The 16,676-nt window shown below is 48.4% G+C and carries 16 protein-coding genes and 2 tRNA genes; 3 read left to right on the top strand and 15 right to left on the bottom strand.

The features are described 5' to 3' along the window. The first annotated feature begins 23 nt into the window (after nucleotides 1–23). From lipB to BFR57_RS12735, 3 genes are read left to right on the top strand one after another with little or no spacing between them, the layout of a single operon-like run. Nucleotides 24–689 carry a lipoyl(octanoyl) transferase LipB gene (gene lipB / locus BFR57_RS08580; RefSeq protein WP_071463567.1) on the top strand — a complete coding sequence of 222 codons (666 nt, stop codon included), beginning with the start codon at nucleotides 24–26 and terminating at the stop codon, nucleotides 687–689. Then, nucleotides 673–1,638: a lipoyl synthase gene (lipA, locus tag BFR57_RS08575; protein ID WP_071463566.1), complete on the top strand. Its 966-nt coding sequence runs from the start codon at nucleotides 673–675 to the stop codon at nucleotides 1,636–1,638. Before lipB ends, lipA begins: the two co-directional genes overlap by 17 nt. Further along, nucleotides 1,635–2,027 (top strand): MAPEG family protein, encoded by a 393-nt coding sequence (locus BFR57_RS12735; RefSeq protein WP_083405094.1) that lies wholly within the window; start codon nucleotides 1,635–1,637, stop codon nucleotides 2,025–2,027. The genes lipA and BFR57_RS12735 overlap by 4 nt, the downstream gene beginning before the upstream one ends. Here the strand turns inward: BFR57_RS12735 and BFR57_RS08570 are convergent. The 15 genes from BFR57_RS08570 to folP all read right to left on the bottom strand — a co-directional run bounded on the left by BFR57_RS08570 (nucleotide 1,959) and on the right by folP (nucleotide 16,638). After that, the gene (locus tag BFR57_RS08570; RefSeq protein ID WP_071463565.1) at nucleotides 1,959–3,143 is read right to left on the bottom strand and encodes a hypothetical protein; all 1,185 of its coding nucleotides are present in this window, start codon (nucleotides 3,141–3,143) and stop codon (nucleotides 1,959–1,961) included. The two genes, BFR57_RS12735 and BFR57_RS08570, sit on opposite strands and share 69 nt — an antisense overlap. Next, complete coding sequence (nlpI, locus tag BFR57_RS08565; protein WP_071463564.1) at nucleotides 3,140–4,021, bottom strand: lipoprotein NlpI; 882 nt, start codon at nucleotides 4,019–4,021, stop codon at nucleotides 3,140–3,142. The genes BFR57_RS08570 and nlpI overlap by 4 nt, the downstream gene beginning before the upstream one ends. A 90-nt stretch (nucleotides 4,022–4,111) precedes the next feature. After that, nucleotides 4,112–6,253: a polyribonucleotide nucleotidyltransferase gene (gene pnp / locus BFR57_RS08560; protein WP_071463563.1), complete on the bottom strand. Its 2,142-nt coding sequence runs from the start codon at nucleotides 6,251–6,253 to the stop codon at nucleotides 4,112–4,114. A gap of 171 nt (nucleotides 6,254–6,424) precedes the next feature. Next, on the bottom strand, nucleotides 6,425–6,694 hold the full coding sequence (rpsO, locus tag BFR57_RS08555; RefSeq protein WP_006955194.1) for a 30S ribosomal protein S15: 270 nt from the start codon (nucleotides 6,692–6,694) through the stop codon (nucleotides 6,425–6,427). A gap of 95 nt (nucleotides 6,695–6,789) precedes the next feature. Then, a complete protein-coding gene (truB, locus tag BFR57_RS08550) occupies nucleotides 6,790–7,749 on the bottom strand; it encodes a tRNA pseudouridine(55) synthase TruB (protein ID WP_071463562.1) in 960 nt (319 codons plus the stop codon). Beyond that, the gene (gene rbfA / locus BFR57_RS08545) at nucleotides 7,750–8,127 is read right to left on the bottom strand and encodes a 30S ribosome-binding factor RbfA (protein WP_071463561.1); all 378 of its coding nucleotides are present in this window, start codon (nucleotides 8,125–8,127) and stop codon (nucleotides 7,750–7,752) included. Nucleotides 8,128–8,198: 71 nt separating this feature from the next. Continuing rightward, the gene (gene infB, locus BFR57_RS08540) at nucleotides 8,199–10,889 is read right to left on the bottom strand and encodes a translation initiation factor IF-2 (RefSeq protein WP_071463560.1); all 2,691 of its coding nucleotides are present in this window, start codon (nucleotides 10,887–10,889) and stop codon (nucleotides 8,199–8,201) included. 27 nt (nucleotides 10,890–10,916) lie between these two features. Continuing rightward, nucleotides 10,917–12,410: a transcription termination factor NusA gene (gene nusA / locus BFR57_RS08535; RefSeq protein WP_071463559.1), complete on the bottom strand. Its 1,494-nt coding sequence runs from the start codon at nucleotides 12,408–12,410 to the stop codon at nucleotides 10,917–10,919. A gap of 25 nt (nucleotides 12,411–12,435) precedes the next feature. Beyond that, on the bottom strand, nucleotides 12,436–12,894 hold the full coding sequence (gene rimP, locus BFR57_RS08530) for a ribosome maturation factor RimP (RefSeq protein ID WP_071463558.1): 459 nt from the start codon (nucleotides 12,892–12,894) through the stop codon (nucleotides 12,436–12,438). 157 nt (nucleotides 12,895–13,051) lie between these two features. Beyond that, nucleotides 13,052–13,128 (bottom strand) — tRNA-Met (locus BFR57_RS08525). 65 nt (nucleotides 13,129–13,193) lie between these two features. After that, nucleotides 13,194–13,278: transfer RNA gene (locus BFR57_RS08520), tRNA-Leu, on the bottom strand. A gap of 27 nt (nucleotides 13,279–13,305) precedes the next feature. Further along, nucleotides 13,306–13,635 carry a preprotein translocase subunit SecG gene (gene secG / locus BFR57_RS08515; RefSeq protein WP_071463557.1) on the bottom strand — a complete coding sequence of 110 codons (330 nt, stop codon included), beginning with the start codon at nucleotides 13,633–13,635 and terminating at the stop codon, nucleotides 13,306–13,308. Nucleotides 13,636–13,640: 5 nt separating this feature from the next. Then, entirely contained in the window at nucleotides 13,641–14,399 is a 759-nt protein-coding gene (gene tpiA, locus BFR57_RS08510) for a triose-phosphate isomerase (RefSeq protein WP_071463556.1), read from the bottom strand. 86 nt (nucleotides 14,400–14,485) lie between these two features. Continuing rightward, nucleotides 14,486–15,826 (bottom strand): phosphoglucosamine mutase, encoded by a 1,341-nt coding sequence (gene glmM / locus BFR57_RS08505; protein WP_071463555.1) that lies wholly within the window; start codon nucleotides 15,824–15,826, stop codon nucleotides 14,486–14,488. Continuing rightward, nucleotides 15,823–16,638, bottom strand: coding sequence for a dihydropteroate synthase (gene folP, locus BFR57_RS08500; RefSeq protein ID WP_071463554.1), 816 nt, complete (start codon nucleotides 16,636–16,638; stop codon nucleotides 15,823–15,825). Before folP ends, glmM begins: the two co-directional genes overlap by 4 nt. Between the last annotated feature and the right edge of the window lie 38 nt (nucleotides 16,639–16,676).

Raw genomic sequence — 16,676 nt, 5'->3', positions numbered from 1 at the left:
TCGCATCTCGTTATAATAGGCCGATGATGGATAAAATTATTATTCGCGACTTAGGTCGTCAGGCATATGAGCCTATCTGGCGTGCCATGCAATCATTCACCGACACACGCGATGATTCGACGCCAGACGAACTTTGGATTGTCGAGCACTCACCGGTGTTTACGCAAGGCCAAGCAGGTAAAGAGGAACACTTACTTGCGCCAGGTGATATTCCTGTCGTTCCTGTGGATCGGGGTGGGCAAGTGACCTACCACGGCCCTGGACAACTGGTGGTTTATTTTATGCTCAATATCCGACGCTTGAGCTTAGGTGTTCGTCAGCTCGTAAACGAGATCGAGAATACCATTGTCGACGTATTAAAAGATTACGATATTGAAGCCGCACCACGCCGCGACGCGCCGGGTGTATACGTGAATGGTGATAAAGTCTGTTCACTCGGTTTACGGATTCGTAAAGGGTGCTCCTTTCACGGTTTGGCACTTAACGTCAATATGGATATGGAGCCCTTCAGCCGTATCAACCCGTGCGGGTTAACCGGCATTAAAATGATTCAAACGGCGGACTTAGGCGGTCCGCAAAGCTTCGATGAAGCAGCAGAGAGGGTAACGCAACGCTTTATTAGTCGCGTTGGCTACCGAAATACTCAATCGGAAACAGGACTTGCAGAAGCTTATGTCAAAGCCAGTTAGAGTGGAACCCGGCGTCAAAATGCGCGATGCCGACAAAATGGCCCTTATTCCTGTTCAGATCGTTCCGACTGAACGCGATCAGATGTTGCGCAAACCTTCGTGGTTGAAGGTCAAGCTACCTTCCAACACACAGCGCATTGACGAAATTAAACAGGCCATGCGCAGTCACGGTTTACACTCAGTATGTGAGGAGGCTTCTTGCCCAAACCTACCTGAGTGTTTTAATCACGGTACAGCAAGCTTTATGATCCTGGGTGATATCTGTACGCGCCGCTGTCCATTCTGCGATGTCGCCCATGGGCGTCCGTTGCCGCCTGATCCAGAAGAGGCTGTAAAACTCGGCAAGACCATCCATGACATGGGTGTGAAATATGTCGTTATTACCTCTGTTGATCGCGATGATTTGCGTGATGGTGGTGCGCAACACTTTGCCGATTGTGTCCGCGAAATCCGTAAATACACGCCGGAAATTCAAGTCGAGATATTGGTGCCTGACTTCCGCGGGCGTATGAAAGTAGCGCTAGATATTTTATCGGATGAGGCACCTGATGTATTCAATCACAACTTAGAGACAGTGCCGCGTTTATATAAAGCCGCGCGTCCTGGCGCAAACTACCAGTGGTCACTGGACTTGCTGAAGAAATACAAGGAAGCGCGTCCGGATGTGCGCACGAAGTCGGGTCTCATGGTTGGCTTAGGTGAAACTAAAGAAGAGATCTTAGAGGTGATGCGCGATTTACGTGCTCATGATTGCGATATGCTGACGATTGGTCAATATCTACAACCAAGCCGTCATCATATTCCGGTCGCACGTTACGTTCACCCTGACGAGTTCGAGGAACTGCGTGTTGCAGGCGTGGAGATGGGCTTTAGCCATATCGCGAGTGGACCATTAGTGCGTTCATCGTACCATGCCGATCTACAAGCAGCGGGTGAAACCGTACGATGAGCACACTACTTTGGTGTTTATTAATCGCAGGTGTCTTGCCGGTTCTGGCTAAGGCGCCTGTGGTGTTTTTTCAGAATCGCGAAAGCCGCTATGACAACCACCACCCGCGCGCTCAACAATCCCGCCTCACAGGTGTTGGTGCGCGCGCTGTGGCGGCACATTATAATGCTTACGAGGCATTTCCGCTCTACGCAGCCGCTGTACTCGCTAACTTGGCCAGCGAGCAAATCAGTCCGCATGCCATAGCACTTGCGGTCAGCTTCATTGTACTTCGCATCGCTTACAACATCCTTTATTTGCTTAATTGGGATAAGCTACGCTCATTGGTGTGGTTTTTCGCGTTCTTGTGCCCTATCTTGATGTTGGCTCAATTGGCTGTCATGCAATAAAAAGGGCTTTTGTAGTCGCTGATATAGTTCGGGCCAGACACCCGATTGATGGCGTTCCATTAAGGTTTCTTGCGCAACAGGCTTCCATGCAAAGCGTCCCGCTACAGCCTCGCAAGTCTGCGCAGCATATAATCCGACACGCTCTAAGTTATTTGAAGACCCCAACTGCCACTGGTCGGCACCCAATGGATGTGCCAGCATGCGCCAATCGCTTACCTGTTCGCGCCACGGCAGTCGATGCCATAATGCCCGTAATTCATCGCTTGTCATGCGTTGCTTTTCCGTAACCACGATATTGACCGGCTGGCTGGCATAGCGTCCTAAGCAAAAATCTCTCGCATACGGCATACGCATGGCATACTCATCAGCAAAACCGAGCCAATGTGCCCATTCATGCTTAATCACATCACTGTCGGCTCGTTGTCCAAGTACCATCACTTTAGGGCGTGTATAAGAGCGTCCTGCCTCGGCAAAAATAATGGTTCTCACGGCGCTGGATAAGTATGCCTCATCACATTGCGCTTGTTGATTATCCGCCACTGAACAGTGTTGTTCGGGTTTACGCTGCCAAGCAAAGCACACAGGGTTATCACTGAATTCGCCTTGCGTACTACTGACCGCGTTAAGCAGTGCAACATAACGCGCTTTGCTCGCGTTTGAACGTGCGATGACAGGCACAACGATAGTACACAACTGTTTATTTTGCGCGGCGATAAGTTTGCGCGCTCGAGCGGATAGTTCAGACTCACCAAAGCGCTCATACCAATCTGACCAAGCGACCACCGGATCGTGTAATGCCAAATCGGCTAACTGCTGCTGAGCGCTCTCGTCGCCTTGTTTGGCAGCGATATTGAGCCAACGTCTATTGTGTTGCGGAAATTCGGACTGTAGTTGCTTAATGGCGTTTTGCGAACCATTTTGGGCGGCACGTTGCCACCATATTAACGCATCACTGGCGCGTTGCTTGTGCCAATAAAGTTCACCCACTTCAAACTGGGCACTAGCGTCTCCTTTAAGCGCCGCGGACCAACGCAATTGTGTTGAGGTGGGATAAGTATCTTGAGCAATAAGGGTCACCGCCAGAGTGACCACTATTAGAACACAGAAGGTTTTCATTGCAGTTGTTTGCGGGTTTGCTCCAATTCAATATCAGCATAACGATGCTCAACAAATTCATGCACATTGGTCGTTAGTGCCAACTTAAAGTAATTTGCTGCTTTACTCCACTGTTGCTGACGCTGACTGTATTTACCGAGGTAAAAGTAAGCCTCGCACAGACGTTCGGCTAGGGTTTCATCCCCTCGTAACTGGGTTGTAAGCTGTTGCAAAAACTCGCTCTCACTGAGTTCTCCCAAGTACAACTCAATAATCCGATTTGCCCAATCTTCTTCGTCAATGCCTTGCTGGTTACGTGCAAGTGCGTTAAGTGCTTCATTGGGTGACTCACGATATTGCGCCAAGAACAACCAAATCACGCGATAAGGGTCACTGGGATCGTTGTTAAGGTGTTGCTGGAAGTCATTGACTGCAAACTTTACTCGATTGTCGTAGTACTCAGCGATACCGCGATTAAGCAATGCATACGGGTGGTCAGGGTCCAGTTCAAGTGCAGAATCAAGTGCCTCAAAAGCAAAGTCAAACTCACCTAACTCGGTGTACTGTATACCTAGATAGTTATAAGCATCAGCTAAACGCGGCTGAATCTCAATCGCTCGCATGAAATCCATGCGCGATAAGGTGCGTAAACCGAGCGCGTCATACAGCGCTCCGCGACGATAATAAGCGAAAGCCAACTCTTCGTCAGATAACGAGTCGTCGCTAACCATCTGATTAATACGCGCGATCTCGATTTCATAGCGAAATTCAGCTTGCTCGGGTTCAGCTAACACCACATTGGGTGTCGGTGCTGCGACTTGCTTTGCTTGATTCGCCGGCTGGGTTGCACATCCTGTTAGGGTCATAGCAAGCAACGCTGCCAAAGAAAGTAATCGCATAGAAAATACCCTTAAGAATTTACTCCATTAGAGCAAAAAAAGCCCCGTTGAGCTAGCTCAACAGGGCTTTTACTGAATAAAGATTAACGATTAATCTTCGCTTTTCTCTTCAGTTTGCTCGGTTGCTTGTTCGTTGCTGGCTTCAGCGGGCTTTTCAGCCGCTTCTTTCATGCTCAAACGAACACGGCCTTGACGGTCAATTTCAAGCACTTTAACTGGCACTGTGTCACCGACTTTCAAGTAGTCATTGACATCATTCACACGTTCTTCAGCGATTTGTGAAATGTGTACCAAGCCATCTTTACCCGGTAATACCGTAACGAACGCACCGAAGTCCACGATACGTGCAACTTTACCTTGATAGATTTTGCCTACTTCAATTTCAGCAGTCAGCTCTTTAATACGCTTAATGGCTGCGTCGGCATCATTTTGGTCGCTAGCAGCGATCTTAATAGTACCGTCATCACCAATTTCAATGTTGGTATTGGTTGACTCAGTCAACTCACGGATAACCGCGCCACCTTTACCAATCACGTCTTTGATCTTATCTTGATCAATCTTGATGGTCGTGAAGCGAGGTGCGTAAGTAGACAGCTCATCACGGTGTTCACCAATCGCCTCATCCATCACAGATAAGATGTGCAAACGTGCTGCTTTAGCTTGGCCTAGCGCGCTTTCCATGATGTCGCGAGTGATACCATCAATTTTGATATCCATCTGCAACGCGGTAATACCTTCGTTGTTACCGGCTACTTTAAAGTCCATGTCACCTAAGTGATCTTCATCACCTAAAATGTCAGACAAGACAACGTGCTTATCGCCCTCTTTAACAAGCCCCATAGCGATACCCGCTACTGAAGACTTGATTGGAACGCCTGCATCCATCAATGCTAACGAAGAACCACACACTGATGCCATTGAACTAGAACCATTTGATTCTGTGATTTCAGACACCACACGAACGGTATATGGGAACTCTTCGTGGCTCGGCATAACCGCTTGAATACCACGCTTAGCAAGACGACCATGACCAATCTCACGGCGTTTAGGCGCACCGACCATACCGGTCTCACCCACACAGTAAGGAGGGAAGTTATAATGCAGCAAGAAACGACTCGTTGACGTGCCAGTCAATTCGTCAATCATCTGCGCGTCACGGTCAGTGCCGAGCGTCGCTGTAACTAACGCCTGAGTTTCTCCACGCGTAAACAAGGCTGAACCGTGAGTACGTGGCAACACGCCTGTTGCTACACTGATAGCACGCACCATGTCTGGGTCACGGCCGTCAATACGCTTTTCGCCCGCTAAGATGCGGCTACGCACGATATCTTTTTCGACGTCGTGGAAGATTTTGCCCGCTTCATCAGTATCGGCTTCTTCGTTTTCAGCAACGAGTTGCTCAATCATCGCTTGCTTAACTTCAGCGATCTTGCCGTAGCGCTCAGCTTTGTCAGTAATACGATAGGCTTCACCAATGCCCGCTTCGGCGAGTGATTTCACTTTCTCAACCAAAGTGGCGTCTTTTTGCGGTGCCTGCCAATCCCATTTTTCTTTACCCGCTTCTTGAGCAAATTCATTGATCGCATCGACCACAACTTGCATCGACTCATGACCAAACATCACTGCGCCAAGCATGGTGTCTTCTGATAAAAGGTTGGCTTCTGATTCAACCATCAAGACCGCTTGTTGCGTACCGGCAACCATCAAATCGAGCTTTGATTCAGCGAGTTCATCTTGAGTTGGGTTAAGTACATATTCGTCGTTGATTACACCAACGCGTGCAGCACCAATTGGACCGTTAAATGGCACGCCAGAGATAGCGAGTGCTGCCGAGGTACCAATCATTGCTACGAGATCTGGGCTTACTTGTGGGTTTACCGAAACAACGGTAGCGACCACTTGTACTTCGTTCATGAACCCTTCAGGGAACAATGGACGAATCGGGCGATCGATCAGACGTGATGTCAATGTCTCGTTTTCGCTAGGACGGCCTTCACGTTTAAAGAAACCACCTGGGATTTTACCCGCTGCATAGGTCTTTTCTTGATAGTTAACCGTTAGCGGGAAAAAGTCTTGTCCTTCACGCGCTTCTTTCTTAGCTACTACGCTGACAAGTACGGTTGTATCGTCCATGCTGGCCATGACAGCCGCAGTCGCTTGACGAGCTACAACGCCCGTTTCCAATGTAACTGTGTGTTGACCATACTGAAATTGTTTAGTTATTGGATTCACGTTTTGCTTTCCTTTACCTAACTGAATGTGAACACCCGGATTGGTGTTCGTTTTCTATCTATTTTCAATCGTCACATAGTATAAGGCATAGATGACAGAATTAAGACCCCTTAACAAAAAATAAGCATAAAAAAAGGGCCCCAAAGGGCCCTTTTTTCGAAATCTTTTGACTTAGCGACGGATGCCAAGCTTTTCAACAACCGCGACATAACGGCTTTGATCTTTCTTTTTAAGGTAATCTAGCAATTTACGACGCTGACTTACCATACGCAACAATCCACGACGTGAGTGGTGGTCTTTCTTGTGCGCTTTAAAGTGGCCTTGCAATTCCGCCAAGTTTTTAGTCAACAAAGCGATTTGCACTTCAGGAGAACCCGTATCGTTCTCGCCTTGACCAAATTCTTTTACGATTTCTGCTTTTTGCTCAACAGTTAGTGACATAATAACTCCTTAAGTTTTAAATGACCCGCTTCCGATCACTAATTCAGCAGCGGAGAGAGCGCGTATTATAAGGCGCTCAGCGAATATTTCAATGACTATTTCAAATCGGACAACTGAAAACCGCAATATTCCAGTGCAAGCACACGCTTGGGCCACAGTTTGCCATCTTTACGTAGCGCTACAACACCCACAAACACCGGTTCACCGTCATTATTTTCGGCACACAAACGGCATTCATCGCCCACTGCCATTGTATCCAGTGTACGATTAAACACCGGCTGCCCGTGCATGACATCACGTGCCTCAGACTGACTAATCGTCTGCGTGGGCAAGGCACTCAGTAAGGTATCAACAGGTTGAAGGCAGGCTAATCGCTGTTCATCCGACAACGTTTCAAGGGCATCAAGTGACCATTGCTGGTCATCCGTCAAATTCGCTACGTGGGTGCGATGCAAATCGCGTACATGAGCGCCGCAGCCGAGCGCTTGACCCATGTCATCCACTAACGTACGAATATAAGTCCCTTTTGAACAGGCGACTTGCAAGGTCACAAAGTCACCATCACGATGCAGCAGCTCAATTCCATGAATACTTATCGTGCGCGTTTTACGCGGCACTTCAATACCCCGCCGAGCGTAATAATAAAGTGGCTTACCTTCGTACTTCAGCGCCGAATAGATGGACGGAGTCTGAGTTTGTTCACCGATAAATTGTTCGATGATTTCATCCAACTGCGCATCGGACACCTGAACCGGGTTTTGTTCAACCACCTCGCCTTCGGCGTCACTGGTGCTGGTGCGAACACCAAGTTGCGCCTCAACCCGATAGGCTTTATCCGCATCTAACAAATACTGCGAAAACTTAGTCGCTTCGCCGAGGCAAACCGGCAATAACCCGGTAGCTAGCGGATCAAGCGCACCGGTATGGCCGACTTTCTGTGCTTCGTATAACCGTTTAATCACTTGGATTGCACGGTTAGATGTCATTTCTTTGGGTTTATCGAGTAACAGTACGCCGTTTATTGGCCGACCCTTACGCGGACGTGCCTGACCCATTTATTCACCCTCAGATCCGTTCTTATCCCGCTTACGCGCTTCATCCACCAAACGACTCATTCGAATGCCCTCGTTAAGCGAGCCATCGTGCTGAAACTTAAGTTCTGGAACCACACGCGCTTTGATGCGTTTGCCTAACAATGAGCGAATAAAGCCTGCCGCTTGGTTTAATACTTTAAGACCGGCTTTGACCTGGTCATCGTCATCATGCAAAAAGGTGACGAAAACTTTGGCATACGCCAAGTCCCGCGAGACTTCAACATCAGATACAGTCACCATGCTGACACGCGGGTCTTTTACTTCGCGTTGCAAAATCATCGCGATTTCGCGCTGTAGCTGATGGCGAACACGTTCTGTACGACTAAATTCTTGTGCCATAACCCTTCCAAACTGAAACCGCGGACAGGACGCCCGCGGTTTTATCATAATCGAAAACAAGCCATCGAGGTTTACAGTGTACGTTCGACCTGTACAGTCTCAAACACCTCGATCTGGTCGCCTTCTTTAACATCGTTGTAGTTCTTAACGCCGATACCACATTCCATACCATTACGGACTTCTTGTACGTCATCTTTAAAGCGGCGTAGTGATTCCAGCTCACCTTCATAGATAACAACATTGTCACGCAAGACACGGATAGGCGCTGAACGCTTAACGATACCTTCAGTGACCATACAACCTGCAATAGCACCGAGTTTCGGAGATTTAAACACATCACGGACTTCTGCAAGACCGATGATTTGTTGTTTAAACTCAGGGCGTAACATACCCGTCATTGCCTGCTTAACTTCGTCGATCAAGTCATAGATAACGCTGTAATAGCGTAAATCTACATTTTCTTGCTCGACCAGCTTCTTCGCAGCTGCTTCCGCACGTACGTTAAAGCCAACAACGATAGCGTTCGATGCGCTTGCCAGTGAAATATCGGTTTCGGTGATACCACCGACGCCACTACCAATGATGTTCACTTTGACTTCGTCTGTCGATAACTTCACCAGCGCGTCAGAGATAGCTTCCAACGACCCTTGTACGTCTGATTTCAATACAATATTGAGTTCAGATACGTCACCTTCGGCCATGTTGGCGAACATATTCTCAAGTTTGGCTTTCTGCTGCTTCGCAAGCTTAACTTCACGGTATTTGCCTTGACGGTAGTTAGCAACTTCACGTGCTTTACGCTCGTCTTTAACAACCGTTGCTTCATCACCCGCTTGAGGGACACCCGACAAACCGAGAATCTCTACAGGAATAGAAGGACCCGCCTCTTTAATCTCTTTACCTGTCTCGTCGCGCATCGCACGAATACGACCATATTCGAGACCACAAAGAACAATGTCGCCCTGACGCAGCAAGCCGCGCTGTACCAATACTGTCGCAACGGGACCGCGACCACGGTCTAAGCGTGATTCGACCACGATACCCGATGCCATACCTGTTTTTTCTGCTTTCAAGTCAAGTACTTCTGACTGCAACAAGATAGCTTCAAGTAGTTCATCAATACCCATGCCACTGTGCGCTGAGACAGGAACGAACATCACATCACCACCCCAGTCCTCAGGGATAACATCATGTTGTGCCAGCTCGTTTTTCACACGGTCAGGGTCAGCTTCTTCTTTATCCATCTTGTTGATGGCAACCACGATAGGTACACCGGCCGCTTTAGCGTGTTGCACCGCTTCCTTGGTTTGCGGCATGACACCATCGTCAGCAGCGACTACAAGAATAACAACGTCTGTCGCACCTGCACCACGTGCACGCATCGAAGTAAACGCCGCGTGACCTGGAGTATCCAAGAAGGTGATCATGCCATGGTCGGTCTCAACGTGATACGCACCAATATGCTGGGTAATACCACCCGCCTCACCCGACGCAACTTTCGCCTTACGGATGTAATCAAGCAATGAGGTTTTACCATGGTCAACGTGACCCATTACAGTAACAACCGGCGCGCGTGGCTCTTCTTCGCCACCTTCAGAACGATCCGATAGCACCTCTTCCTCAAGCGCGTTGTCTTTAACAACAACCGGCTTGTGACCTAACTCTTCAACCACTAATGCAGCTGTTTCTTGGTCGAGAATCTGGTTAATCGTCACCATCTCGCCCATCTTCATCATGGTTTTGATCAGCTCACTCGCCTTGACCGCCATACGGCTTGCCAGTTCGCCTACGGTGATGGTCTCACCAATTTTAACTTCGCGCTCAACAGGTTGTGCTGGCTTATTAAAGCCCTGTTGCAAGCTTGAGCCACGGCGACCACCTTTGCGGCGTTTCTCACGACGCGGGGTGCGCTCATCAGCTTCTTCATCTTTACGACGACGCTTTTTGTTACGACGACGTGACTTACGCTCTTCGTCATAATCTTGAGCATCTTCAGCTTCTTGGGCAGTCGAAGAGGTGGTAAAGTGAACTTCTTCTTGTTCCGCTTTTTTACGCTCTTTCTCTTCTTCTTCCCAACGCTTGGCATTTTCTTCAGCTAAACGACGTGCTTCTTCCGCTTGCTTTTCAGCTTCTTTCTCAGCTTTTTTGCGCGCTTCTTCTTCTTGCTGCATACGTAGTTTATCTGCTTCTTGCTTGGCTTTATCGGCCGCTTCACGTTCCTCCGGCGTCATTGCCGCACGACGTTCTGCTTCCGCTTTCTGTTTAGCTTTTTCTTTCTCTTTACGAGCCGCTTTCTCTTTTTCTTCAGCCTCGCGTGCTGCTTTAGCTTTGGCTTCAGCCTCCGCTTGTTGGCGTTTTTCTTCTTCCGCCTTGGCTTTGGCTTCTTCTTCGCGACGCTTCGCCTCTTCCGCTTCCTTCTCTGCGGCAAGACGCTCTTGCTCTTCGCGCTCTTGCTCTTCAGCAGCTGAACGTTTTACATATGTACGCTTTTTGCGCACTTCGACTTGTACTGATTTGGCATCACGACCACCACCGACACTCAGCGTACTCTTAGTTTTACGCTTAAGGGTCATTTTGCTGGGCTCAGATGAGCCACCGCCGCCATGCTGCTTATTCAAATGTGCCAATAGTTTTTGTTTCTCATCTTCTGTCACGCCATCATCAGGCGTTTTTTTAATGCCCGCTTCAGCAAACTGCTGAATCAGACGATCAACTGTTGTACCGACATCTTTGGCCAGCTTTTCGAGCGTTACTTCTTCCATAGTCTGTTGTACCTCCGCTGATCGTGGTTATTCGCTGAACCAGCAAATATTGCGGGCTTTCATGATTAAGTCGCCAGCTTGCTGTTCATCCAGCTCTTCGATTCCGGCTAAGTCATCAATGCCTTGCTCCGCGAGCTCCTCCAATGAGGTCACACCGCGACTGGCAAGAACGTACGCCAAGTGGCGGTCCATTCCTTCAAGCCCAAGTAATGATTCGTCCGGCTCTGCTGACTCAAGAGACTCTTCGTCAGCCAGTGCTTTAGTTGTTAAATAAGCACGTGCGCGTCCACGTAATTCTTCAACAATATCTTCATCCATCCCTTCAATTTCAAGGAACTCGGCTACAGGAACGTAAGCCACTTCCTCGAGTGAAGAGAAACCTTCGTCTACAAGTACCGCAGCGAAATCTTCGTCGATATCGAGACTGGTAATAAATAAGTTTAATAAACGATTAGTTTCCGCTTCGTTTTTCTCGTTGAAATCATCAACGGTCATTACGTTGAGTGTCCAACCACTCAGCTGGCTTGCTAAACGTACATTCTGTCCGCTTTTACCAATCGCTTGCGCTAGGTTATCAGCTGCAACAGCGATATCCATGGTGTGGGCATCTTCATCGACTACGATTGAAGCCACTTCTGCAGGCGCCATTGCGTTAATAACGAATTGTGCAGGGTTATCATCCCAAAGAACGATATCAACACGTTCACCACCGAGCTCACCTGATACTGCTTGAACACGTGCACCGCGCATACCTACACATGCGCCCACGGGGTCAATGCGACGGTCATTGCTTTTCACAGCAATTTTAGCACGTGATCCCGGATCGCGAGCAGCGCCTTTAAGCTCGATCATTTCCTCGCCAATTTCCGGTACTTCGATACGGAACAGTTCCATCAAGAATTCCGGACGTGAACGTGTAACGAACAACTGCGCACCACGCGCTTCTGGGCGCACATCGTAAAGCAAACCACGTACTCGGTCACCCGGGCGCACAGATTCGCGCGGCAACATTTCTTCACGATACACAATCGCCTCAGCATTGTTACCTAAGTCTAGGATAACATGTTCACGGTTAGCACGTTTGACCGTGCCCGTAACCAGCTCACCAACTTGGTCGCGATACTCGTCAACCACTTGCGCACGCTCAGCTTCACGCACTTTCTGTACAATTACTTGCTTGGCGGTTTGTGTAGTGATGCGATCAAACTGAATCGACTCGATTTGCTCTTCTACATAATCGCCCAGTTGTAACTCTGGGTTTTCATATTGTGCCGCAGACAAGCTAATTTCACGATATGGATTTTCTAATCCAGTATCCGTATCTTCAACAACTAACCAACGACGGAACGTATCAAATTCACCGGTAGCACGGTCAATATCAATACGTACGTCAATATCACCGTCATACTTCTTTTTAGTTGCATGTGCTAACGCTGATTCTAACGCTTCAAAAATTTTCTCTCGAGGTACTGCCTTCTCGTTGGAAACAGCCTCAGCTACCAACAGGATTTCTTTACTCATGATTCTGCCTCACCAACGCAAATCGTTAATCAAATGACGGTACTAAGTGGGCCTTCTTTATTTCGTGCATGCCCACCGTCAACGACTCTTGACCAACGCTGAGTTGCAGTTGGTCATCTTCAATTCCTTCCAGAACCGCTTGAAACTTCCGTTTATTTTGCTTTGCTACGGTTAGCTCGAACGCTACCGTTTCACCAATATAAGGCTGCATTTGTGCAATCGAGAAGAACGGACGTTCCATCCCCGGAGAAGAAACTTCCAGGTTATATTCCGTATTAATCGGATCTTCTACATCGAGTACCGAGCTGACTTGATAACTGACATCGGCACAGTCATCAACACTGATACCTTCTTCTTTATCAATGTAGATACGTAACGTTGAAAACTTGCCCGCACGAACAAATTCGACGCCCCATAATTCAAATCCCAAAGCCTCTACAGCTGGGCGAAGCATGTCCGATAAACGCTCTTCTATACGTGCCAAATTGCCTCCTAAAACAAAAAAAGGGCGCGAGCGCCCAGTGTTGTGACTATCCTTAAGATAGCTAAGGCCACATAGCAAAAAGCCCCGAGCTTCTGCGGGGCTTTTTAAACACTGGACCCTTTGTCTATTTCAAACACTCAACTAGAGCATTCGAAATTGGTTGCGGGGGCAGGATTTGAACCTACGACCTTCGGGTTATGAGCCCGACGAGCTACCAGACTGCTCCACCCCGCGTCCGAAACTTGCTTGATATTATAGGGATTTTTGCACTCATTTCAAGCACTGAGTGCGATTAATATTGGTGCGGATGGCGGGACTTGAACCCGCACGCCCGAAAGCACTACCCCCTCAAGATAGCGTGTCTACCAATTCCACCACATCCGCGTAAACCCTATGCCAACTCAACTAAAATTAGTTTGTCGGCGGAACCTGCTGCCCGTCCTGCTCTTCAACAGGCGGTGTTTGCTGCTCTGGCGCGCTCAAGTCAGAGAAATCTTCTGCAGTATCAGAGGTTGCAGTTGATAAATTACCTAAAATCAACGCCAAAACAAAAAAGATAACAGCCAAAATTGCAGTAGTACGACTCAAAAAGTTACCTGAACCCGATGAACCAAACACCGTGTTTGATGCACCTGAGCCGAATGAGGCACCCATATCCGCGCCTTTACCCTGCTGTATCATGATGAAGCCAACAAGAACAATGGCTACAATAAGAAACATCACCATTAATACTTCAAACATAAACTCTATCCCTTGGCTGCCCGACAGATTGCACTGAACTCATCGCCTTTAAGGCTAGCGCCACCAATCAAGCCACCATTTATATCTGCTTCTGAAAACAATGATTCAGCGTTATTTGCTTTCACTGAACCACCGTATAAAAGTGGAACCTTCGCCCCTACTTGTTGGTAGTTTTCCACTAACCAACCACGAATTTTTGCATGTACTTCTTGCGCTTGTGCTGGTGATGCAGTTTCGCCTGTCCCAATCGCCCAAACAGGCTCATAGGCAACCACCACACGCGCCATTTGTTTAGCACTTAAGCTAGCCAAGCTGTTTTCAAGCTGCGCTTTAATCACTGACCATGTTTTATCAGCTTCACGTTGCGATTTATCTTCGCCTACGCATACGACCGCGGTCAAACCTGCTTGCGTAACAGCCGCAGCTTTCGCCGCTACAACTTGATCGCTTTCTTGCTGCTCGGCGCGACGCTCGGAGTGCCCGAGTAATACATATTCAACGCCTAATTCTTGCAGCATAGCTACCGATATTTCACCGGTATGAGCGCCACTTTCATGCTCGCTCACATTTTGTGCACCTAACGCTATTTCATCGTAATAGATGTGCCCCGCCATTTCGGCAAGTAACGTAAAAGGTGGACAAATGACTACCTTCACACCGTTAAAGTCGGCTTGATTGTCACGCAGAACTTCACTCATTGTGCGAGTAAGTGCTCGGTTACCGTTCATTTTCCAATTGGCAATAACCAGTGATGCGTTAGACATTGAAGCTCCTCTCTTTAAGGCGCGGGAATATTAGCTGATGCGAACCAAAGTTACAAGTACCAATTTCATTCCCGCGCACTGACTGCCTAATTTGTAGCCGCTTCGACCTCATGGGCAATTTGTTGTGCAAACGTCTTAACAATGCGTTTATCAGCACCTTCAACCATGACCCGAATCACTGGCTCAGTACCAGACTTACGCAATAAAACACGTCCATTACCGGCAAGCGCTGCTTCCACTTCGGCTACGACGGCTTTCACTTGTTCGGTTTCGAGCGGATCAGCACCCGGTGTATAACGAACGTTAACGAGCGTTTGAGGTAGCTTTTTAAAGCCTTCCAGCAGCGATTCAATATCGCGCTCTTCGGCCACCATGGCCGCTAACACTTGTAGACCCGCTAAGATGCCATCACCCGTAGTATGAAAATTACGATTGATGATATGCCCCGAATTCTCGCCACCAAGCGCCCAGTCGTGTTCTTTCAGTTGCTCAATGACGTAACGATCGCCCACTTTGGCTCGAATAAAAGGAATGTTAAGCGATTCACAGGCTTGCTCTAACGCAAAGTTACTCATTAAAGTGCCAACCACTCCGCCCTTTAACGTGCCCATACGCGATGCGTTAGTCATCAGCACGTACAGTATTTCGTCACCATCAAGAATACGGCCTTTATCACTCACCATCATGATACGGTCGCCATCGCCATCCAAGGCGATACCAATATCGGCCTTTTGCTTCAATACTTCTTGTTGCAAGCTATCTAAATGTGTTGCACCACAGCCTTCGTTGATATTGAGTCCGTCAGGACGGGTACCCACTTCAGTGACTTTGGCGCCCAGTTCGCGAAATACATTGGGTGCAATATGGTAAGTCGCGCCATTTGCACAATCGACGACAATATGCATGCCAGTCAGCGATAGGTGGCTTGGGAATACGCTTTTGCAAAACTCGATATAACGCCCTGCCGCGTCATTAATACGATTCGCTCGACCCAAATGTTCGGACGCGACGCAATCCATTGGTTCATCAATTAAGGACTCGATATCCAATTCGACTTGGTCAGGTAGTTTGTGTCCGTTGTCTGCAAAAAACTTGATGCCGTTATCATAATACGGATTATGAGACGCGCTGATAACAATACCAGCGGCTGCCCGAAAGGTACGTGTCAGATAGGCGATACCAGGCGTCGGCATCGGCCCAAGAAAATCAACATTAACCCCGGCAGCTGACAACCCGGCCTCGAGCGCTGACTCAAGCATATAACCACTAATTCGGGTATCCTTACCCACTAGTACTTTACGTGTGCCTTTGGCCGCCAGCACTTTACCCGCAGCCCAGCCAAGTTTTACAGCAAACTCAGGCGTTATGGGATGTTGTCCCACTAAGCCACGCACACCATCCGTACCAAAGTATTTCCTTTCTGTCACAAAAAATCTCCTTCCAGCGTTGCTGATACGATACGCATCGCATCGACTGTTTCTGCCACATCATGCACACGAATCATGCGCGCACCTTTATAGGCCGCTATTGTGGCCGCTGCAATACTTCCTGACAAGCGTTCATCAACAGTTTTGCCTGTCACGTGTCCAATCATAGATTTACGTGATACACCAATGAGCAGTGGGCAACGTAATTCATGAAAGGCTTGTAGCCGTTGCAACATTTGATAATTATGTCGTTGCGACTTGCCGAAACCAAAGCCTGGGTCGAGCCAAATTCGACTCGGTTCAATACCGCCTCGTTCACATTGCTGAATGCGATCTTCAAGAAATGTTTTAACTTCGCACACAACGTCTTCGTAGCGCGGATCATGCTGCATGGTGCGAGGTTCACCTTGCATGTGCATTAAACACACTTCGACATTACTCGCCGCCACCGCTTCAATAGCACCTGGTTCACGCAACGCATTAACATCATTGATCATGTCTACGCCTGTTTCGATAGCCGCGCTCATAACCGTCGGCTTGACGGTGTCGACAGATACCTTCACATCCAACCGTTGTTTAATAGCCTTCAGCACTGGAATTACGCGGTCGAGTTCTTCAGCTTCAGCAACTGCCTCCGCGCCAGGCCGTGTCGACTCGCCGCCAATATCCAGCCAAGTAGCGCCAGCCTCGATCATCGACTCAGCACGTCGTAGTGCATCATCAACATTATTGTAATGGCCACCATCACTAAACGAGTCTGGTGTAATGTTCAAAATACCCATTACACTCAGCGGTCGAGCAAGCTTACCCATGGTCTATTCCTCGCATTATTTATTCTCAAGCTACTGAC

Source organism: Idiomarina sp. MD25a (assembly GCF_001870515.1).
Classification (GTDB): domain Bacteria; phylum Pseudomonadota; class Gammaproteobacteria; order Enterobacterales; family Alteromonadaceae; genus Idiomarina.
This window is presented reverse-complemented; position numbering and strand designations above follow the sequence as displayed.